This window comes from Salinicola halimionae, from assembly GCF_003206065.1.
GTDB classification, from domain to species: domain Bacteria; phylum Pseudomonadota; class Gammaproteobacteria; order Pseudomonadales; family Halomonadaceae; genus Salinicola; species Salinicola halimionae.
Genome location: NZ_PZJQ01000005.1, coordinates 88,197 through 109,561 on the forward strand (window position 1 = coordinate 88,197; position 21,365 = coordinate 109,561).

Sequence of the window (21,365 nt, forward strand, 5' to 3'; positions counted from 1 at the left end):
GCAGCGGCTGCACTCGCCCGTCATCCCGGTTTTTTCCATCGCCCGGCGCTGCGCAAGATGAGCGTGCGGGGCCGGCGTGATGAATGACAGGAGTGATGACCTTGAGAAAACATCGTTTCTCTAACATCGCCATACCGCTCGCTGTTGTCTGGCTATCGCTGTTCGGGTTGCCGGTTCTGGCGCTGGCCGACCCGCTGCCGTCCTGGGAGGCGGGCGAGCATAAAAGCGCCATCATCGATTTCGTCAAAGCGACCACCGATCCTGGCAGCGGCGATTTCGTGCCGCAGCAGCAGCGCATTGCCGTCTTCGATAACGACGGCACGCTGTGGTCCGAACAGCCCTACTACTTCCAGCTCGCCTATGCGCTCGATCGCGCCGAGGGAGCGCCCCCCGGCGCCTTGAGCGATTCGCTGCAAACTGCCGTGGACGATCACGATCTGGCGACCATTCTCGCGGGGGGAAATCAATCGCTGCTCGATATCGTCAACGTCAGCCACGCCGGCATGAGCGTCGAGGCGTTTCAGAACGACGTCGGCGACTGGCTGGCCGAGGCGCGCCACCCGGTGACCGGACTTCCCTACACCGAGATGGTCTTCCAGCCGATGCTGGAACTGCTCGTCTATCTGCGAGATGCGGGCTACGCGACCTATATCGTCTCGGGTGGCGGGGTCGATTTCATGCGTGTCTTTGCCGAGGACGCCTACGGCATTCCGCCGCAGAACGTGATGGGCAGCACCGGCAATCTGGCCGTGTCCCGCGAAGGGGGCGAAATAACCCTGGTCAAGCAGGGCGATATCGCCGGGCTGGACGATGGCGACGGCAAGCCGATCACCATTCAGCGCACGCTGGGTCAGCGCCCGATCATCGCGGTCGGCAATTCCGACGGCGATGTGCCGATGCTGACCTGGACCAGCGAAGGCAGCGGGCCGCGGTTGGGCGTATTGATCCATCACACCGACGACGCACGCGAGGTCGCCTACGACCGCGAGAGCTCCATCGGCAAGCTGGATCAGGGCCTCGACGAGGCCGAGCAACGGCAGTGGGTTGTCGTGGATATGGCCGAGGACTGGCGCACCGTCTACGACCAGACTCTGAACGAACAGACCCAGAGCGAACAGAGCCAAGGCGAGACAGCCCGGCACGAGGGCAGCCAATGAGTTGTCGCGACGATATCGAGGCATTGGAAGCGGCGATCGGCACATCGATCATCGGCCAGAAACCGGTGATTCGTCGGCTGGTCATCGGGCTGCTGGCGAACGGCAACCTGCTGATCGAAGGGTTGCCGGGGCTGGCCAAGACCCGTGCGATCAAGGCGATGTCGCGACATCTCGAGGCGGACTTCAGCCGCATCCAGTTCACTCCCGATCTGCTGCCGTCGGACGTGACCGGTAGCGACGTCTATCACCAGGGCGTGGAGGGCTCGGTATTCACCTTCAGCCCCGGCCCGCTGTTCGCCAACCTGGTACTCGCCGACGAGATCAATCGTGCGCCCGCCAAGGTACAGTCGGCGCTGCTCGAAGCGATGGAGGAACGCCAGGTCACGGTCTCGGGCAAGACCCATCCGCTGCCCGAGCTGTTCATGGTGTTGGCGACCCAGAATCCCATCGAACAGGAGGGCACCTATCCACTCCCCGAAGCGCAGCTGGATCGTTTCATGATGAAGGTGCTGATCGACTATCCGGCGGTGGAGGAAGAGGTCGAGGTGATCCGGCTGGTGCGTGACGAAGAGAGAGAAACCCTGCGAAAAGAGGGCCCCAGGAGCGCGCCGGTGGTGATTGCCCAGGAGGCCGTCTTCGAAGCGCGACGGGAAATTGCCGCGCTACATGTGGCCGATCCGGTCGAGCGTTACATGGCCGACCTGGTGGATGCCACCCGCCACCCGGCGCCGCTGTCCGAAGATCTCGCACGCTGGATCGAACTGGGCGCCAGCCCGCGAGCCAGTCTGGCGCTGGATCGCTGCGGACGCGCCCACGCCTGGCTCAATGGTCGTGACTATCTCGACCCGCAGGACGTGCAGGCGGTGGCGCCGGACGTGCTTCGCCACCGGCTGGGGCTCAGCTTCGAGGCTCAGGGCGAGGGCCTGACGACCGATGCGGTCATCACCGAGCTGCTGGCGCGTGTCGCACTGCCGTAATCATGCCCGCTTTCGTCGACTCTCGCAGAGGAGGTCAGGATGCCAGGCTTTTCCGTGCGACATCGGGGTGTCGAAGCGACTGACGTTGGCCGCGATCCTCGAGTCCATACCGACCTCGCTCATCTGCGCGGACAGGAGCGCGTCGGGCGAACGCTGAGCCTGCTGCCCCGACAGCCAGCGCGTAGCGTGCTGAATGGCCGACACGGTTCACGTCTACGCGGGCGCGGGCTCGATTTTCTCGAACTGAGAGGTTATCTGCCATCGGACGACGTTCGCACCATCGACTGGCGCGTGACCGCGCGCACCGGCGAACCGCACGTTCGCGTCTTCACCGAGGAACGCGACCGCCCGGTGTTGATCGTCGTCGATCAGCGCATGTCGATGTTCTTCGGCAGCCGGCATGCGGTGAAGTCCGTCACCGCCGCCGAAGCGGCGGCGATGCTGGCATTCGCGATTCTTGCCCAGCGTGATCGCGTGGGCGGTATCGTCGTGCGCGATCGGGCTATTCAAGAGTTCCGGCCCAAGAATTCGCGGGCGGGCGTGATGCGTTTTCTGCAAGGGATCGCGGACGCCAATCTGGCGCTCCACGCTGCCGCCGAGGCCGACGCGCCGACCTCATTGGATGCCGTCCTGGAAGCGGTGGCCAGACTGGCGAGTCGCGATCATCTGGTGGTGATACTGAGTGATTTCGATGTCATCGGGCCGCGCAGTGAGCGGCTGTTGAGTGCGCTGTGCCGACACAACGATGTCGTGCTGGCGCCGGTCACCGATGTGCTGGCCGAACGTCTCCCGGACGATCTGCGCCAGACCGTCTCGGACGGCAAGCTACAGGCCCTGATGGACACACGCAGTGCGCGAGTCAGGGAGGCGCTCGAGCAGGTATCGGTCGCGCGCCGGGAGACGCTGCTCGAATGGCAGCGGCGGCTGGGGCTGTCCATCGTCCCCTTGTCTGCCAGCGAAGATACCGCCGCTCAGTTGAGGCGCTTGCTCGGTGTGAGCCGCGGTATCGGAGCCAGAAGGTGACGCCATGAGTCAACAAGCCGTCGCCGCCGCCCAGGTTTCCATAGATCAGGCCCAGGTTACCGCCGACCAGGCACCGGACGGCGCTTCGCCACCGCTGATGCTGTCGCAGATGATCGACCAGCTTTCGCCGCCGCCAGAGCCGCTGCCCGTCGCCTGGTGGCCGCAGACCTGGGGCTGGCTGGCAATGGCGTTGGTGCTGGGTGGGTTGCTGCTGTGGATTGGATGGCGCTGGTATCGCCACTGGAAAGCCAACCGTTACCGGCGCGAGGCGCTGGCCGAACTGCATCGGCGTCTGGCCGCGGGAGAGGGCGCCATCGCCGTGGCGGACGTGCTCAGGCGCACGGCGCTGGTGGCCTTCCCGAGACAGGACGTCGCCTCACTGCGCGGTGAGTCCTGGGGACGCTTCCTGAATCGCACGATGATGTCTGGCAAGGCTTCCGGCGAGGCTTGCTTCGATGCGAAGTCGACCGTGCTGTTGGCCGAACTTCCCTACCGCGAGCCGAGCAGTGCCATTCATCAGCTGGACGATCTGATTCGGCGCGTCGAGCGCTGGATCACGCGACACGATGCAGCGAGGGGAGCGACGCATGATTGAACTTGCCACGCCGCTGGCGTTGCTGCTGTTACCGTTACCGTTGCTGATCCATTGGCTGGTGCCCGCGCGAAAGCGCCGGATGAGCGCCCTGCGGATGCCCTTCTTTCGCCGCTACGTGGAGGCGGCGGGTGTGACGCCCGCCGAGGGCGCGCAGGTGGTGACGCGTTCGAAGATGCTGTGGCTGGTGGGCATTCTCTGCTGGCTGCTTCTGGTCGTGGCGCTCTCTCGTCCCGAGCAGGTGAGCGCGCCCATCCACTGGCAGACGTCGGCGCGGGATCTGATTCTGGCGGTGGATATCTCCGGCTCCATGGACGAAAAGGATTTTGCCTCTTCGGATGATGAAACGCTGCAGCGACTGGCAGGGGTCAAACAGGTGATCGCGGGCTTTCTCGACGATCGTGAAGGTGAGCGCCTGGCGTTGATCGTGTTCGGCACCCAGGCCTTCGTGCAGTCTCCGCTGACGACGGATCTCGATACCCTACAGGCACTGCTGGCGCAGACCGAGGTGGGCATGGCCGGCCCCCACACCGCGTTGGGCGACGCCATCGGCCTGGCCATTCGCCAGTTCGATGCCAGCGACGTCGAGCAGAGGCTTTTGATCCTGTTGAGCGACGGTGCCGATACCGGCAGCCGCATGAGCCCGGTCAATGCCGCCAGCATTGCCGCGGACCGGGGCGTGAAGATCGTCACCATCGCGATTGGCGACCCCCAGGGAAGCGGGGAGAACCGCGTGGATACCGCTACCCTGGAGAGCATCGCCAATACCACCGGGGGCGCCAGTTTTCTGGCGACGGATCAGCAGGCGTTGCAGGACGTCTACGATCAGATCGATGCGCTGGCGCCACGCCAGATCGCCGATCACAGCTACCGGGAACGTCGCTCGCTGGCAGCCTGGCCCATGGGGCTGGCCGTCGTTCTGGTGCTTCTGGCCTGGATAGGGCGCAGCGTTTCGCTGGGCAGGAGGCGGGTGGCATGAATTTGCTCGATGCGCTATCGGCCTTTCATTTTCTGCGTCCCCTCTGGTTTTTGCTGCTGCCACTGGTCGGCTGTCTCTGGTGGTGGTACCGCTTTCGCTATCAGCAGAAAGAGGTCGCGTCGCGCCATTTCGCTCCCCATCTCGCTCAGGCGCTACGGATCGGACAGGGCGCACGTGGCGGCCTTTCGCCGGTCGACACGCTCGCTGCGCTATCGATATGCCTGATCATCGGGCTGGCCGGGCCCGCCTGGAGCCGTATGGCCAACCCCATGATCAGCCAGACGGCCCCGCTGGTCGTCGCTATGGAGGTCAGCTCCTCGATGATGGCGAGCGACGTTCCCCCCACTCGACTGGCGCGAGCCAAGATCAAGATAGAGAACCTGCTGGCGACGCGCAGTGGGGCGGAAACGGCACTGATCGCCTATTCTGGCTCCGCCCACTTGGTGGTCCCGCTGACCGCTGACCCGGCGTTGATCAAGCCCTATCTGGAAGGGCTAAACCCCGACGTCATGCCGAATGAAGGCGATGTGTCCGCTAAGGCGTTCTCCATGGCCGAGACGCTGCTCGAAGATCAGACCGTGGCAGGCACGATCCTGTTCGTGAGCGACGGCCTGAGTGCGACGAATCGCCCGGCGTTCCAGGCGGGGGAGCCGAACAACACCCTGGTCTTTCTGACGCTGTTGCCTGAGGGGCAGCCGACACCGGAGATCGATGGGCTGGATGCACAGCAGGTCAGCGTCAGCGCCGATGACAGTGACATCGAGAGCCTGGAAAGGACGCTGGCATCTGCCTATCAGCAGGCGCTGCTCAATGATGACCGGCTGGCCTGGAAGGGCCGTGGCGTCTGGCTGGCCTGGCCCGCCGCGTGCCTTGCACTGCTCTGGTTCCGACGTGGCTGGAGTCTCGGTGTCCTGATCCTGGCGATTCTCATCGCTCCGACAATGGCCTCCTGGCCTCGCGAAGCCCTCGCGCAGCAGAACAGCGGGACGGTGTCGAAACGAGCGGCCTCGACGGACGAAGCATCGCCGGTCATGTCCCGAGTGGTCGATGCGTTCCTGACGCCGGACCAGCAGGGACGGTGGTGGATGGAGCACCGTCGATTCCGCCAGGCCAGCGAGCATTTTCAGGATCCTGCATGGCGTGGCTACGCGCTGTATCGGGATGGGCAGTATGGCGAGGCCGTCGCAACCTTGGGCCAGCTGGAGACAGCCGACGCGTCGTTCACCCAGGGATTGGCGTTGATCCGCAATCGCCAATATCGCGAAGCCATCACCGCCTTCGAGACCACGCTCGCGCGCGACGCTGACTATCCGGAAGGGGCGCGTAATCTCGCCTTGGCCAGGCAGATATTCGACGACGTCGAGGAGACGCGAGAGCAGTCCGACTCCGGCGAGGATCGTGGTGAGGGCGCCGATGATGTGGTTTTCGACAACGAAGAGCAGCGCGGCGTGGAGACGACCGTGACTGGGGACGAGGGCGACCAGCTGCTGACGCCGGATCAGTGGATCTCGTCCATCGACTCCGATACCGGGGACTACCTGCGTCAACGCTTTGCGCTGGAAGCGACCAGGCAAGCGACAAACCAGGCGACGGAGAGCGGGCCATGAACGAACGCCGCGGCTCGTTTTTCCGTGGATGCTTACGCCTGGCATGCCTGTTTTTTGCACTCGGTGTCGCACCGACGGCGAGCGCCCAATCTCAGACAACGCCAACGCTTGCGCAGCCACTGGCACCGCAGGTTACGGCAACGCTGGACCCGACCCGTGTCGCGCCTGGGGAGACGGCACAGCTGCGCGTCACCGTGTTGGTGCCAACCTTCATGCCGCGTCCCGTGGAATTCCCCGCTCTCGATCAGCCAAACCTTCGGGTTCAGCTGCCGGAAAGAGCGACGATGCCGGTCAGTCGGAGGGTCGATGGGCGTACCTGGGCCGGCGTCTCGCGCCGTTACCAGCTGACACCGATGGCGGCGGGCGACTTCACGCTGGGGCAGGGGGCGCTGGAGATCACTTTTCAGGATCCCGAGACCGGCGAGGCGATAACACGAAAACAGACACTGGAGCAGCAGACGCTGATCGCTGCCGTGCCCGAGGCGGCAGCAGGGCTTTCGCCCTATATCGCCGGTACTTCGCTGACACTGGCGCAGCGCATTTGGGTGACTCGGGCGAGCGCTTCCGAGGCCGAGTCAGCCCGAAACGAAGCGGACAGTGACGAGACGAACAGCACAGCCACGGGCGCTGACGCAGCGAAGACCGCTGAAACGCTGGACCGCTCTGGCGAGGAACCGATCTCGTTGGCGATCGGTGACAGCCTGCAACGAGAGATCGTGGCAACGCTCGAGGGCGGCAGCGCGCTGTTACTGCCGTCGTTGGGCCAGACTGTGCCGGTAGCCAACATGGATTTCCACGCGACGTCGCCGATCGTCACGGAGACCCAGAACGGTGGCTCCCGGACCGAACACCTGACCTATATCGCCCAGCACGGCGGGCTGGTAACGCTACCTGATATCACCGTGCGCTGGTACGACCTCAAGAATCGGCGCATCGTTTCTACGAGCGAGGCGGGCATGACGATCGCCATCGAAGGCGCGCCATCGCCTTCAGCCGCGTCGGGGCAGTCGCTTCTTCAGTACGGGAAGCTGGGTATCGCCATTGTGTTGCTCGGCGTGGTGGTCGGTAGCGGATGGCGCTGGCTGTGGCCGTTCTGGAAACGCGCCAGGCGGCAGCGTCGTTTACGTAGAGAGCGTAGCGGTATTGCCGCCTTGAGGCGTCTCGAGCGACAGGTCAGGGCGCGACGCTACGCCGAAAGCCTGAGCGCCTGGCAGGAACTATTGCGGAAGGCGCCCCGGCTGCCCGACTCGTGTTATCGCGAAGTTACGCGCTGCCTGGCAGTGCTGGGGCGGGAACGCTACGCGGCCAAGTCGATCCCAAACCAGCCGAGCCCGAACCAGCCGGACGCCTCATGGCGCGCCTTGCAGCAGGCAGTACCCCGTGTGGCCGACCTTCGCCAGGCTCGGGGCGAGCCGCCGTTACCGCCATTGAATCCTAGGGCCCTATGATGATGAAACCGTATCGTGAGCGTTGTTCGAACCGTATCGTGGCGGGAGCCTTGTTCGGCATGATGGCATGGTTGCTTCTTTCACCGGCTGCCATCGCAGTTGCCGCCCCGAAGGAAGCGACTCGGGAATCCCTTTCCGACAGCCGCTGCGTCGATTGTCGGGAAGCGGGTTCCGAGGAAGAGAGCTCAGGAGAAACCGGGGTCGACGGAGAGGGCTCGGATGAAGCTATTCCGGATGAAGATAGTCCTGGTGAAGCAAGCCCCGCGGCACCGCTCGTGGATCGCGCCAACTCGCTCCAGCAGGCCGGCCAGCGGGCAGAAGCCATCGGTCTGTATCGGGAGGCGCTGGCGCTGGATCCCTACTACCTGCCGGCCAGAGTCAATCTGGTGACGCTCTACAGCCGTGCGGGAGATGACGACGCGTCCCGGCAGCTTCTGGAAACCGGACTGGAGCTACCCGATACACGGCCTGCCGATCGCGGTCATCTGGCCTATCTGTTGGCGCTGTCGCTGGCCGAGCAGGGCGAGTTCGAGCCGGCGCTCGATTGGTTGAATCGGGATGCCGAATGGCGACCCGGCCATGTGCGCACCTATTACAATCAAGCGCTGCTGCTCGATCGCCTAGGGCAAAAGGAAAAGGCGCTTGATGCTTTACATAAAGGGCTCTATCTGGCGCCCGAGTCGCCGGATCTGCTGTACGCCGCGGTCTACCTGAATGCCACCCAGGGCAACGTCAACCGGGCCTTGGCGGTGATGGAGAAGTTGCGTCGTATTGCACCGGATGACCCGCAGCTCGGCAGGCTCGAGCAGCAACTCAAAGGTCAGATGCCGCAGTGAGTCAGGGTCGATCGAGATTTCTGTTCGACGAGATTTCGGTTTGATGAAGAGCCCGGTTCGATCAGTGTCCGCTTTTCTGAATGAGGATTCGGTTTGATGGCAAAGCAACGCAACAAGCACGCCGCTGCTTCCATGGTCGCTCTCGAAGGCGGCACTTTCCGCATGGGTTCGGAAGCTTTCTATCCCGAAGAGGGGCCGTGTCGCGATGTGACCGTGGGTGCCTTCGAGATCGATGTCCTGCCCGTGACGTACGGTGAATATCGGCGTTTCGTCGATGCCACCGGTTATGTTTCCGATGCCGAGAAGGCGGCCGATCCGAAGCGATTCCCTGGGGCCGACCCGACGCTGCTGCTGCCCGGCGCGGCGGTATTCACGCCGACAACCGGCCCGGTGCCGCTCAACAACCACTTCCAGTGGTGGCAGTTCACTCCGGGAGCCAGCTGGCGCCACCCGTTGGGCAAGGGCAAGTCGCTCAAGGGGATCGCCAAGCACCCTGTGACCCAGGTCAGCTTCAACGACGCCATGGCCTACGCCGAATGGGTGGGAATGGATCTGCCGACCGAAGCGGAGTGGGAATTTGCCGCGCGTGGCGGGCTGGAAGGCAGGGAATTCGCCTGGGGCGACGAGCTGCATCCCGGTGGCAAGCGCCTCGCCAAGACCTGGGAGGGGGAATTTCCGTGGCGTAACGACGCTCCGCCTGGGCTGGAACGAACTGCGCCGGTGGGCAGCTATCCGCCCAATGGTTTTGGGCTCTACGACATGATTGGCAATGTCTGGGAGTGGACGAAAGATCCTTACCACCGGCGCGAACAGCCCGCCAGGACCTGCTGCAGCAGTAGCCCCAGGGCGGACGATCCGGCGGCCAATCTCAAAGTGTTGAAAGGCGGTTCTCATCTCTGCGCCCCGGAGTACTGCCAACGTTATCGACCGGCCTCCCGGCACCCGCAGCCGCTCGATGAAGCGACCTCGCATATCGGATTTCGCTGTGTGAGGCGGTAGATGGCCCTTCATGTGCCCCCATGCTCATTCCTCTTGGATCGCGGCGGATTACTCCTGAATTCGCCCTGTCACTTTGCGCGGCCTCGCGCCCTCTCCTAAGTTGAGTAGATCCAGGTTGAGTGGGAGCCATGCCGCCTGACACGGCAGGACCTGCTCGATGACTCGCCCTTGGCGAACTCTCGCCGACTGATCGCCTTGCATTCGCCGAGGCGTCTTCCGATACGAAGCACTCCAAAACGAAAAACACCGATATGAATAACAAGAACGATCGAGTGGAAATTGATGAGGACAATGGCATGGACGATAAAGACCGTTTATCGGCTGATGTAGAGACTTACGACCCGTCGCAGGGGCAGTCACGACCCAGCTCTCCGGGGCGCCGTCGCTTTCTGCAGACCGCCGGCATTTCCGGGTTGGCCGTGGCGGCGGCGCCGGCGCTCTCCCAGGTAAGCTACGCCGGTTCGCCGGACCAGCCGGAGACCCAGGCCGATGCACCGCCCGCCGAGGGCAAGCAGCGCATCACGCTGGTGATCAACGGCCAGCGACAACAGCTGGACGTGACGCCCAACGTGATTCTTCTCGATGCATTGCGCCACGGGCTCAAGCTCACCGGCACCAAGAAAGGCTGCGATCACGGCCAGTGCGGCGCGTGCACGATTCTGGTCAACGGTACGGCGATCAACTCATGTCTGAGCCTGGCGGTGACGCATGACGGCGATGAGATAACCACCGTCGAAGGGCTGGAGAAAAACGGCCAGCAGCACCCCATTCAGCAGGCGTTTCTCGAGCACGATGCCTATCAGTGCGGTTACTGCACGGCAGGGCAGATGATGAGCGCCGTGGCGATCCTGCAGGACGATGCGATCGGCAAGAGCGACGCGGACGTACGCGAAGCGATGAGCGGCAATATCTGCCGCTGCGGGGCCTACAAGAACATCGTCGCGGCCATCCAGTCCGCTCGAGGCGCCGTGAAGGGAGGCAACGCATGAGACATTTCGATTACGCTCGCGCAGGCAGCGCGCAACAGGCGGTCGCCGCTCACGGATCGGACCGCGAGGTTTCTTTCCTGGCCGGTGGCACCACGCTACTGGATCTGGTCAAGCTCGACGTCATGCAGCCGCACAAGATCGTCGACATCAACGGCGTCGCTCTCGACAAGATCGAGCGCCTCGACGACGGCCGTCTACGCATCGGCGCGATGGTGACCAACACCGCGCTGGCCCGCGATCAGCGGGTCGTCGACGATTACGCGGTTCTGTCTCAGGCGTTGCTGGCCGGTGCCTCGACCCAGCTGCGCAACAAGGCAACCACCGGCGGCAACGTGATGCAGCGGGTGCGCTGTCCCTATTTCCGCGATGGTGTCTCCGACTGCAACAAGCGCGAGCCCGGTAGCGGCTGTGCGGCCATCGGCGGCGTCAATCGCAGCGTTCACGCGGTGCTCGGTACCAGCGACGACTGCATTGCGTCGCACCCATCGGACATGTGCGTGGCAATGATCGCCATCGGCGCCACGGTGGAAGTGCAGGGGCCCGAGGGCGCCCGCGAGATCGACTTCGCCGACTTCCACCTGCTGCCCGGCGACACGCCGGCGCGAGAGCATGCGCTGGAACCGGGCGAGTTGATTACCCACGTCATTCTCGACGCGCCGCTCGAGGGCAGCCGATCGGCCTATCTCAAGCTGCGTGATCGTCAGTCCTATCAGTTCGCGCTTGCCTCCAGCGCGGTGATCGTACAGATGGATGGCAACACCATCCGCGAGGCGCGAGTCGCGATGGGCGGCGTGGGCACCAAACCCTGGCGCGCCCCGGAAGTGGAGGCGGCGCTCAAGGGCAGGCCGGCGAGCGAGAAGCTGTTCGCCGAGGCCGCCAAGCTGGCGTTCGAGAACGCCATTGCCTACGCCCACAACGGCTACAAGATTCCGCTCGGCCAGCAGGCCATCGTGCGCAATCTTTCCGATCTGACCGCCGCCTGATCGCCCGCGAGGAGAACCGAACATGAGCGACAATGAAAAAAAGAGCGAAAAAAAGAGCGGTGACAAGCGCCACATCATCGGCGCGGGCGTGCCCCGTATCGACGGACCGGACAAGCTATCGGGCCGTGCCAACTATGCCGCCGACAATCTGCCATCCAATCTGGCCTACGGTTATGGCGTCTTCAGCACCGTGGCCAGTGGCAAGATCTCAAAATTGAGCGTCGACGAGGCTCGCAAGATGCCGGGAGTGATCGACATCTTCCATCATGGCCACTTCCCGACGCTGTATCACACGCCGTCGAGCTTTGCCGACGGCAACAAGGTCGAAGAGACACGGCTGCCGTTCGAGGACGAGCGCGTCTACTACGAAGGCCAGTTCGTGGCGCTGGTCGTCGCCGACACCTTCGAGAACGCGCGGGCCGCGGCTCGCCGGGTCAAGGTGACTTACTCGACCGACAAGGCCGTGGCCAATCTGGACCAGGGCGTCGAGGCCAACGGCACCCAGGCGGGTAGCGGCAATCATGATCGTGGCGATGCACCTTCCGCCTTCGACGGCGCGGCGACCACCATCGATGCGACCTACCGTACGCCGGTAGAGACCCACAACCCGATGGAAATGCATGCCTCCACTGCATGGTGGGATAATGGCGATCTGACGATCTTCGATGCGTCTCAGGGCGTGGTGGTGGCGCGCAACGCGCTCTCCAAGATATTCGCCATGCCGCCGGAGCGGATCACCGTTCATGCGCCGTACATCGGTTCCGGCTTCGGCGGCAAATTGTGGACCTGGCCGCATGCCATCGCCACGGCGGCAGCGTCACGTGAACTCGGGCGTCCCGTTCAGGTCGTCGTGCCGCGCCAGCAGATGTTCACCACCGTCGGGCACCGCCCGGAAACCCGGCAGCGACTACGTCTGGCCACGGACGCCAACGGCAAACTGGTGTCGCTGCGTCACGAGGCGATCAACACCACGTCCTACACTGATCAGTACGTCGAGACCTGCGGCAGTGTGACCAAGAGTCTCTACAGCTGCCCGAACCTGACCGTCAGCCATGAAACCACGCAGGTGAATCGCGGTACGCCGACCTCGATGCGAGCGCCGGGGGCCGCGCCGGGGTTGTTCGCGCTGGAGTCGGCCATCGATGAGATGGCATTGGCCGTAGGTGCCGATCCCGTGCAGTTCCGGCTCGATAACTATGCCGAACGCGACGAAAGCAAAGACCTGGATTTCTCGAGCAACCATATCGTCGAGGCGACGAAGCAAGGCGCCGAACGTTTCGGTTGGGCAGACCGCATCCCCGACATCGGCAGCATGAAGGAGGGTCGCGAGATCGTCGGTTACGGCATGGCAGCATGCAACTGGGAAGCGCTCAAGATGGCCTGCGATGCTCGCGTCTCGATTCGCGCCGATGGCACCGCGTTCGCCTCCTGCGCCACGCAGGACATCGGCACCGGCACCTACACCATCGTTGCCCAGGCCGTCAGTGACGTGACCGGCATCGCACTGGACAAGATCACCGTCAAGCTGGGGGATTCATCCTATCCCGACGGGCCGGTCTCCGGCGGCTCCTGGGCCACGGCGACCACGCTGCCGGCGATTGCCGGCGCGGCGCGCAAGGCGCTCAGTGAGATGAAGGGCTACGCTACCGGCAGCAATGGGGCTTTTTCCGGCGCCTCCGGCGACGATCTGGAAGTGGCGGATGGAGGCCTGCGCAACGCCGACGGCAAGCAGGTGAGCTTTGCCGATATCCTGGCAGCGGGGCGCTACGGCAGTGCCGACGGCGAGGCACATACCGATGGTGCAGATTCGAAATACTCCTATCGCTCCTTCGGTGCCCACTTCGTCGAGGTGCGCTGGGATCCGGGTATCTCGCACCTGCGCGTTGCGCGGGTGGTCAGCGCGATCGATGTGGGGAAGGTGATCAACGAGACCACTGCGCGCAATCAGGTCGAGGGCGCCGTCGTCATGGGTATCGGCATGGGCCTGTTCGAGGCGACCGAATATGACGAGCGCAATGCCCGGCCGGTCAACAACGACTACGCCGAGTACGTGGTGCCCGTGCACGCCGACCAGCCGGACGTCGACGTGATTCTGCTCGACTACCCGGATCTGGCGTTCAACGAATACGGCGCGCGGGGCATCGGCGAAATCGGCATCACCGGTCTCGCCGCGGCCGTCGCCAACGCGGTCCACCACGCCACCGGCAAACGCATCCGCGAATTGCCGATCACGCTCGACAAGCTGATGGACGACGTGCCCCGCGCGAAAACGGCCTGACACGATTCTCTATGGCGCAACGAAGCCGCGGCCTCTATCTGACCAACACTCAGGTAGAGGCCGCGGCTTTTTGACGATATCAGAGAAACATCAACGAAATGCTTGGAATATAGGCAAGGATCAGCAAGCCAATAAGAGAGACGACAAGAAAAGGAACGACGCCCTTGGCGATCGTGCCAAGGGGCAAGTTCGTGATATTGGCGGCGACGAACAAGTTGATGCCTACCGGGGGCGTAATCAGCCCGATGGACAACGCTGTCATCAATGCGACACCAAACCAGGTCGGGTCCAGATTGAGTTGATGTATGACGGGCAGGAAGATCGGCAAGGTAATGAACATGATGGTAATGGCGTCCATGAACATGCCGGCCAACAGCAGGATGATCAACATCATCATTACGACGACCCATGGGCTGCTGCTGATATTGAGCAAGGCATCCGAATAATCGCTGACCAGTCCGTCGACCACGACGACCCAGCCAAACAGGCTGGCAAACGCGACCACCAGCATGACGACAGCAGAGGATCCGGCGGACGCGACAACGCAGGAAAACAGGGAGGTCGGCGTGAGCGTGCGGTAGATGAAGAAGCCGACGAACATGGCGAAAACCGTTGCCACGATGGCGGCTTCGGTTGGCGTAAATATCCCTCCGTAAATTCCTCCCAGGATGACCACCGGGGTCAGTAATCCCCAAAATGCCTCACGGAAGGATTTTATCAGCCGAGCTGCGTAGGGAAGATCGATATTCGTATCGAGATGTCGTTGAAAAACCGCTTCTTCGCTCGCGCTTTCAGCCAAGGACGGTGACGGGACGATTTTGGCAAAAGGCAGCGCACATAGCATCAGACAGCCGAGCATCAGGCCAGGGACAATGGCTGCCAAAAACAGATCGGAGATGGAGGTGCCGGCGAGAATGCCGTAGATCACCAGGCCAATCGAGGGTGGAATGATCAACGAAAGCGCTGCACCGGTACAGACCAGCCCGGCGGAGAAGGCGCGAGAATAGCCATCGGCGACCATGCCGCGAATGATCAACGGGCCGATTGCCGCCACGGACGCCGGGCCGGAACCGCTCACGGCACCCCAGAACAGACAGACGACGGTGCCGACGAGCCCCATGCCGCCCGGCAATCCTCCGACCAGCGTACGAAAGAAATTGATCATTTTTTCAGCAATGCCGGTGATGCCCATGATGTTGCCGGCGAGGATGAAAAAGGGAATGGCGAGCAATGAATATTTCGCGATCCCCGAAACGATGAGATCGCCGACCATGTCCAGACCAAAGCCCATTTGATACATGGCGGCCATGGCAGAGAGGGCCAGGCTGAACGCCACAGGCACTCTGATCAAGACAAGGACGAAAAACAGAATGATCATCTGAGTACCGGCAGACCAGTCCATCATGAGAGTGCCTCCGGCTTCTTGATTTCCGCAACGGCCAGTTCGATCTGGCGGATCATCAGCATGACGAAACCAAGAGGAACGATCAGGGTGTAGTACCACTGCGGAATTTGTAGCGCACTGGATACGACGCCGCTGGAATACTGGTTATCGAGAAGATTGACCGTGAAAACGGTGCATAGCACGAGCGTGAAAATGATCAGCAAAGTCGAGAGCAAGACGAGCACGCGTTTGCAGGATCGTGGTGCGATATCGTAGAGCACGGTGACGGCAAGATGCTGGCCTTTTTTGGCCGCAATGGCAGCCCCGAAGACGGTCAGCAGCACCATGCCGTTGATGACCAGCTCTTGGGTCGAAGCCAGCGAGTAATTGGACAGATTACGGACCATGACATTGATGAATCCCAGAAGTGTCATGAGCAGAAAGACAGTTCCGCAGACAGCTTCTTCGAGATGGCGCCATAAATGCATCATATCCACCTTTCCTTTTGGCTCGCCGGTCCGATAGTTCAGCGTCTATTGTGACGGGGTGTCATCGACGGCTGTCTCGAAATCACTCACGAGCTCTTCACCAACCTTTTTGCCCCAGGCGTCGTAGACCGAGCGGGTAGCGTCACGGAACTTCTGCAGTTGGTCATCGTCCAGTGTCGTTACGGTCATGCCGTTGTCTTCCAGTGTCTTGATCCCGGATTTGGTCTGCTCTCTAGACAGATTGATCTGATACTGCATGGCTTGATCAGCTGCGTCCTGAACGGTGTGCTGAGTCTTTTCATCCCAGCTAGTCCACAGCTCTTCGCTGACGCCGATGAAAATGGGGTCGTAAGAGTAGTGCCATTCGGTCAAGTACTTTTGCACTTCATACAGACGCTGCGGGACAATGATAGATCCGACGGGGTTTTCCTGACCGTCGACTACACCCTGCTGAAGCGCCGAAAAAGTCTCGGTCCATTGAATCTGCTGTGGATTGGCGCCAAGCGCATCGAAGACATCGATATACATCGGGCCAGCCACACGAATCTTCATCCCTTTGAGATCATCTGGGCTCTCGACGGGTTTGACGCTATTGGTCAGTTCCCGAAACCCGTTTTCACCCCAGGCAAGTATTTCGATACCGTGTTCCCTGGCGACATCCTTCATCTTGTCGCCAGGAGAGCCCTGAATGGCGTTGTCGACTTCCTGATAATTGGAAAAAAGATAAGGCAGGGAAAAGACTGCCATTTGAGGAATAAGAGGCGTGACATTGATTGCGGACGTGATGACGAAGTCGATATCGCCACGGCCAACCATTTCCGACTGCTTCATCTGGTCGCCGCCGGAGAGAACGGCGTTGGGAAAAATTCGAACGCCAAGATCGCCATCGGACTCTTGCTTGAGAAGTTCGTTGAACTTCTCTGCGCCCTTCTGCCAGGAAGTGGCGTCGGAGGTGTTATGAGTCAGCCGATACGTATCCGCGAGTGCTGGCACGGAGATCGCGGCAGTCAGCACAGAGACGATCAGTGGTATTTTTTTAATGATAGGCATCATTTTCCCCATTTTCTTGCGATCGTTGTTCCGTAAAGTGGAATGTTTATTTTCTTATGATGAGAATGGCCGAGAAAAACGAAGGTGACTATTGGACAATGGTTGTAAAAAATGTTTCTGGAATTAGGGTGATGTTTAAAAATTAATCTTTAATATCATTAAGATGATCTTTAACTTCGGATGCTTGCATTCAACTAAAGTCTTCTTTATGAGCGCTTGAAATCTATTTTTCGGGCGAACATAACATCTGTATTTTGTTTCATATAGTGAAACTTTGTTTGGATAAAATCCATCGCTCCGGCATGGTCAACTTTCTGGGGTTCAGTCTCTGACTTTTCTGGCAGCCCGAATGGTGTTCTCGAGTGCCTTGGCTTCGCGGACCAGCAGTGGGCCGAACTTCTGCTGCCGATCCGGCTGCAAACGGCTATCGATCGCGGCAATGGACAGTGAGCCAATGACCCGATCCGCTTCGTCCCTGACGACGGCGCCTACGCCCCAGGACCCTGAGACGACGGAGCCGCGGTTGATCCCGTAGCCCAGTGCCCGGCATTCCGCGACACGTGGCAAAAGGTCGTTTCGCTGGTCGTGAGGGAAGTGGGTCGCGCATTCTTCGGCGTTGGCGTCCAGGCAGTGCTCGATCTCGTCATCGTCTAGCGCTGCCAGCATGGCGATGCCGCCACCGCCAACGCCTAGGGGGAGGCGAGTTCCGGGCTGCAATACATGGGTCTTGATGGGGTAGTTGCCGTCTTCTCTGATCAGGCAGATCGAGTGCCACTCGCTACGCAGCGAGAAGAAGGCGCTGTCGCCGCATTCCTCGGCAATTCTTTTCACCGGCATTGAAGCAATGCGACTCAATCCGTAGCGCTGATCGGCAATGACGCCCAAGGCATAACATTCCGGCCCCAGAAAATACCCTTCCTCTTCCGACCTGACGACCATGCCTTCTGCCATGAGTGCCTGTAACAGGCGATGAGCTGTCGGTTTGGTCAGTTCAGTTTGCTGGGTGATATAGGCGAGCGAAACGCCCCGGCCGAGTTGACCTGCGATGGCCCGCAGCACCTGCAGAGTTCTCGAAACGGACTGAGCGCCTTTGATGGGAGAAGCTTTCATAGGAAGTTTCCGGTATTCCATATTGTGGCCTAGTAATTTAGTCGAGATGGGCGTTATTCGTGTTGATACCTTTTTTAGCCTCGCATAGCTTGATACCTAGCATTCTTTTTATATTCCGTATTATGGAATAAGGAGTCTAGATGTCAACTCAAGCTAGAATAGTCGGTTGGTCGCATCTGCCTTTTGGCAAGCGCTCGGAGCCTGATACGGAAGCCATGATCGGACAGGTGGTAAAAGACGCGTTGGGACACGCAGGGATACCGGCAGCCGATGTCGATGCCATTTATCTAGGTGTCATGAACAACGGGTTTTCGAAACAGGACTTCCAGGCAGCGCTGGTAGCGATGGCGGATGAAAATCTCATGCATACACCGGCGACGCGGCTGGAGAATGCTTGTGCCACCGGGTCTGCCGCCTTGCATGCGGGACTGGATTTCATTGAAGCGGGGCGAGGAAAAATCGCTCTGGTCGTGGGTGCGGAGAAAATGACTTCGCTGCCGACCTCAGAAGTCGGTGATGTCTTGCTGGGTGCGAGTTATCGCAAGGAAGAGAGGGTCGAAGGCGGATTTCCAGGCGTCTTTGCAGGTATCGCCGATGAGTATTTTCGTCGTTATGGCGACCGACGCGAAGAGCTGGCGCTGATTGCCGCCAAGAACCATCGCAACGGTGTTGCCAATCCTCTGGCCCACGTCAGAAAGGATCTGGGCTTCGATTTTTGCAACACCGTCAGTGACAGGAATCCGCTCGTGGCGGGGCCTTTGAGGCGCACGGACTGTTCCATGGTCTCCGACGGCGCCGCGGCGATTCTGCTTGCCGACGAGGACACCGCGAAGACGCTGGAACGGGCCATCGCCTTCCGCTCTCGCGTGCAAAGAAACGACATCATGGCGCTGAGTCGGCGCGATCCGTTGGCCTTTGCGGGCGCAGCTGGCGCCTGGCGCTCGGCGCTGGAAAGCGCTCGAGTATCGCTGGACGATCTCGATCTCGTGGAGACTCACGACTGTTTCACGATTGCCGAGCTGATCGAGTACGAAGCCATGGGATTGACGGCACCTGGAGAGGGCTACCGTGCGATCCGTGAAGGCTGGACCGACAAGGATGGCCGCTTGCCGGTGAACCCTTCTGGCGGACTCAAGGCGAAGGGGCATCCGGTAGGCGCCACCGGGGTCTCGATGCACGTGATGGCTTGCCTGCAGCTGATGGGAGAGGCCGGCGACATGCAGATCCCCAGTGCCAATCTGGCTGGGGTCTTCAACATGGGCGGTGCCGCCGTGGCGAACTACGTCAGCATCATGGAGCGCAGCCGATGAGTGAGACGATTCGGGTGCCGGCAGGGGGAGTGGCGCCGGTCAGCAAGCGGGTCATGAACCTGGCCAACTTTCTGAACCAGGTCAGACGGCGCTATCCCGATTCACCCGCGCTGGTGATGGGCGACGCCAGCCTTTCGTGGCGCGAGCTGGATCAACGTGTCAGTGCGTTGGCATTGGCGCTGCGAGCGCAAGGCTTGCACAAAGGGGATCGGCTTCTGGTTCATAGCCGCAATGGTTTCGAAATGGTGGAGACCCAACTGGCCGCCTTTCGGCTGGGCGCTGTGTGGGCGCCGGCCAATTTTCGAATTTCTCCCGATGAAGCACAGTGGCTCGCCGAGTTGACTGAAGCCAAGGTTCTCGTCATCGGGTCGGAGTTCGAGCACCATTACCAGGCCATCCGCGAGATCGATGAGAAACTCTCCTTCACCGTGCGAATCGGCGATGCGGCGTTCGGCGATGCGGCCTACGAAGACTTCCTGCGGGAATACGAAGGCCAGACTTGCGTCAACGCCGATGTAGAACACGATGACCCCTGCTGGTTCTTCTTTACCTCGGGAACGACGGGCAAGTCGAAGGCGGCGGTGCTGACCCACGGACAAATGGGGTTCATCACCACCAACCATCTCTGCGATCTCATGCCCGGTACGGATCAGGCCACCGACGCCAGTCTGGTCGTTGCACCGCTGTCTCACGGTTCGGGCATTCATTATCTGACGCAACTGGCGCGCGGGGTCAAAACCGTATTGCCGGCATCCAACGGATTCGACGCCGATGAGATCTGGGAGCTGGTCGAGAGCCACCGAATCACCAACCTGTTTACCGTGCCGACCATCGTCAAGATGCTGGTCGAGGATCCCGCCAGCGATCGCTACGACCATTCGTCGTTGCGCTACATCATCTACGCCGGCGCGCCCATGTACCGCGCCGATCAGAAGCGTGCGCTGGAGCGGCTCGGCAAAGTCCTTGTGCAGTATTACGGCCTGGGTGAGGTGACCGGCAACATTACCGTGCTGCCGCCGAGTCTCCATAGCGCCGATGATGACGGTGACTTCAAGGTTGGCACCTGCGGTTATGACAGAACCGCGATGCAAGTGTCGGTGCAGGACGACGAAGGCCAGGAATTGCCGCCGCATGCAACGGGCGAGATCTGCGTCTGTGGCCTGGGCGTCTTCGCCGGGTATTACGCCAACCCCGATGCCAATGCGAAGTCGTTTCGCAATGGCTGGTTCCGCACCGGGGACCTGGGGCATCTCGATGAAGAGGGCTTCCTCTTCATTACCGGGCGTGCCTCCGACATGTTCATTTCGGGAGGCTCGAACATTTATCCCCGGGAAATCGAGGAAAAGATGCTGACCCATCCCGAAATCCGCGAAGTGGCGATCGTCGGCATGCCGGACGAGCGATGGGGCGAGATCGGTGTGGCAGCGGTGGTCCCGATTGAGGGACGGCAGTTGGACGCCGAAGCGTTGCAGGCATGGGTCAAGGAACGTGTCTCGGGTTACAAGGTGCCCCGACGCTATCACTTCTTCGAGACGTTGCCGAAATCCAACTACGGCAAGATCACCAAGAAGATCATCAGGCAGGCGATCGAGGAACGGGAGGCACGGCCATGAGCCGCACGCTGCAGTCCGGATATCATCGCCCCCGAATGCTGCGCCATGTCGGTCGCTTCAGCCCGGTGCGTATCCAGAGTATGCACTATCAAAGCGGCCGCCATATTCGACTACTTCTTCAACCGGGACGCTCGCTTTATGACGCGTTGGTCGAGCCACTGCGAGATATCGGAGTGACCAGCGCCTCGACCACCATTCTGGGTGGGTATTTCGAGCACCTCGAGTACTGTGTCGCGCCGCCTGATCCGACCGGCAATGCCGTCATTGCCTATTCCAGGCCCATTGATGCTGGCGCGTCGTTCATGGTGTTTGGCAACGCCACGTTGGGCAAGGATATGGAAGGGCGGCCCCTAGTGCATTGCCACGCCTCCGTTCGTGTTGCAGATGGCGGTGTCAAGGGCGGCCATATCGTGCCTCAAGCCTCGATCATCGGTGCCACGCCGATATCCGTTCTGGTGACGGCGCTGGAAGGATTCGAATTGCGCCAGGCGTTTGATGATGAAACCAACATTCCCTTGTTGAAGCCTTTCAAGGAGTCGTGA

At 61.2% G+C, this 21,365-nt stretch carries 19 protein-coding genes; 15 read left to right on the plus strand and 4 right to left on the minus strand.

Features of this window, described 5'->3' with window-relative positions; genetic code table 11:
• Positions 1-101 precede the first annotated feature (101 nt).
• The 12 genes from DOM27_RS13225 to DOM27_RS13280 all read left to right on the plus strand — a co-directional run bounded on the left by DOM27_RS13225 (position 102) and on the right by DOM27_RS13280 (position 13,868).
• Entirely contained in the window at positions 102-1,157 is a 1,056-nt protein-coding gene (locus tag DOM27_RS13225) for an HAD family hydrolase (protein ID WP_223162351.1), read from the plus strand.
• Entirely contained in the window at positions 1,154-2,134 is a 981-nt protein-coding gene (locus DOM27_RS13230) for an AAA family ATPase (RefSeq protein ID WP_110656531.1), read from the plus strand. Before DOM27_RS13225 ends, DOM27_RS13230 begins: the two co-directional genes overlap by 4 nt.
• A 39-nt stretch (positions 2,135-2,173) precedes the next feature.
• Positions 2,174-3,157 carry a DUF58 domain-containing protein gene (locus DOM27_RS13235; RefSeq protein ID WP_110656532.1) on the plus strand — a complete coding sequence of 328 codons (984 nt, stop codon included), beginning with the start codon at positions 2,174-2,176 and terminating at the stop codon, positions 3,155-3,157.
• Positions 3,158-3,161: 4 nt separating this feature from the next.
• Complete coding sequence (locus tag DOM27_RS13240) at positions 3,162-3,752, plus strand: DUF4381 domain-containing protein (protein ID WP_110656533.1); 591 nt, start codon at positions 3,162-3,164, stop codon at positions 3,750-3,752.
• Complete coding sequence (locus DOM27_RS13245; RefSeq protein ID WP_110656534.1) at positions 3,745-4,728, plus strand: VWA domain-containing protein; 984 nt, start codon at positions 3,745-3,747, stop codon at positions 4,726-4,728. Before DOM27_RS13240 ends, DOM27_RS13245 begins: the two co-directional genes overlap by 8 nt.
• On the plus strand, positions 4,725-6,335 hold the full coding sequence (locus tag DOM27_RS13250) for a VWA domain-containing protein (protein WP_223162352.1): 1,611 nt from the start codon (positions 4,725-4,727) through the stop codon (positions 6,333-6,335). The genes DOM27_RS13245 and DOM27_RS13250 overlap by 4 nt, the downstream gene beginning before the upstream one ends.
• Entirely contained in the window at positions 6,332-7,783 is a 1,452-nt protein-coding gene (locus tag DOM27_RS13255) for a BatD family protein (protein WP_110656535.1), read from the plus strand. The genes DOM27_RS13250 and DOM27_RS13255 overlap by 4 nt, the downstream gene beginning before the upstream one ends.
• A gap of 38 nt (positions 7,784-7,821) precedes the next feature.
• Entirely contained in the window at positions 7,822-8,619 is a 798-nt protein-coding gene (locus DOM27_RS13260; RefSeq protein WP_188113728.1) for a tetratricopeptide repeat protein, read from the plus strand.
• Positions 8,620-8,715: 96 nt separating this feature from the next.
• Positions 8,716-9,618, plus strand: coding sequence for a formylglycine-generating enzyme family protein (locus tag DOM27_RS13265; protein ID WP_223162353.1), 903 nt, complete (start codon positions 8,716-8,718; stop codon positions 9,616-9,618).
• A 296-nt stretch (positions 9,619-9,914) separates the two neighbouring features.
• Complete coding sequence (locus DOM27_RS13270) at positions 9,915-10,607, plus strand: (2Fe-2S)-binding protein (RefSeq protein ID WP_110657784.1); 693 nt, start codon at positions 9,915-9,917, stop codon at positions 10,605-10,607.
• Positions 10,604-11,590: an FAD binding domain-containing protein gene (locus DOM27_RS13275; protein WP_110656537.1), complete on the plus strand. Its 987-nt coding sequence runs from the start codon at positions 10,604-10,606 to the stop codon at positions 11,588-11,590. Before DOM27_RS13270 ends, DOM27_RS13275 begins: the two co-directional genes overlap by 4 nt.
• Positions 11,591-11,612: 22 nt before the next feature.
• The gene (locus DOM27_RS13280) at positions 11,613-13,868 is read left to right on the plus strand and encodes a xanthine dehydrogenase family protein molybdopterin-binding subunit (RefSeq protein WP_110656538.1); all 2,256 of its coding nucleotides are present in this window, start codon (positions 11,613-11,615) and stop codon (positions 13,866-13,868) included.
• Positions 13,869-13,947: 79 nt separating this feature from the next.
• Here the strand turns inward: DOM27_RS13280 and DOM27_RS13285 are convergent, their stop codons facing one another.
• From DOM27_RS13285 to DOM27_RS13300, 4 genes are all read right to left on the minus strand, one after another.
• Complete coding sequence (locus DOM27_RS13285) at positions 13,948-15,273, minus strand: TRAP transporter large permease (protein WP_110656539.1); 1,326 nt, start codon at positions 15,271-15,273, stop codon at positions 13,948-13,950.
• Positions 15,270-15,743, minus strand: a complete 474-nt coding sequence (locus DOM27_RS13290; protein ID WP_110656540.1) for a TRAP transporter small permease — start codon at positions 15,741-15,743, stop codon at positions 15,270-15,272. Before DOM27_RS13290 ends, DOM27_RS13285 begins: the two co-directional genes overlap by 4 nt.
• A 42-nt stretch (positions 15,744-15,785) precedes the next feature.
• Positions 15,786-16,793 carry a DctP family TRAP transporter solute-binding subunit gene (locus tag DOM27_RS13295; RefSeq protein WP_223162354.1) on the minus strand — a complete coding sequence of 336 codons (1,008 nt, stop codon included), beginning with the start codon at positions 16,791-16,793 and terminating at the stop codon, positions 15,786-15,788.
• 318 nt (positions 16,794-17,111) lie between these two features.
• On the minus strand, positions 17,112-17,900 hold the full coding sequence (locus DOM27_RS13300) for an IclR family transcriptional regulator (protein ID WP_110656541.1): 789 nt from the start codon (positions 17,898-17,900) through the stop codon (positions 17,112-17,114).
• Positions 17,901-18,040: 140 nt separating this feature from the next.
• Between DOM27_RS13300 and DOM27_RS13305 the strand changes: the two genes are divergently transcribed.
• From DOM27_RS13305 to DOM27_RS13315, 3 genes are read left to right on the plus strand one after another with little or no spacing between them, the layout of a single operon-like run.
• Positions 18,041-19,210: an acetyl-CoA acetyltransferase gene (locus tag DOM27_RS13305; protein WP_110656542.1), complete on the plus strand. Its 1,170-nt coding sequence runs from the start codon at positions 18,041-18,043 to the stop codon at positions 19,208-19,210.
• A complete protein-coding gene (locus DOM27_RS13310; protein WP_110656543.1) occupies positions 19,207-20,823 on the plus strand; it encodes an acyl-CoA synthetase in 1,617 nt (538 codons plus the stop codon). The genes DOM27_RS13305 and DOM27_RS13310 overlap by 4 nt, the downstream gene beginning before the upstream one ends.
• On the plus strand, positions 20,820-21,365 hold the full coding sequence (locus DOM27_RS13315; RefSeq protein ID WP_110656544.1) for a PPC domain-containing DNA-binding protein: 546 nt from the start codon (positions 20,820-20,822) through the stop codon (positions 21,363-21,365). The genes DOM27_RS13310 and DOM27_RS13315 overlap by 4 nt, the downstream gene beginning before the upstream one ends.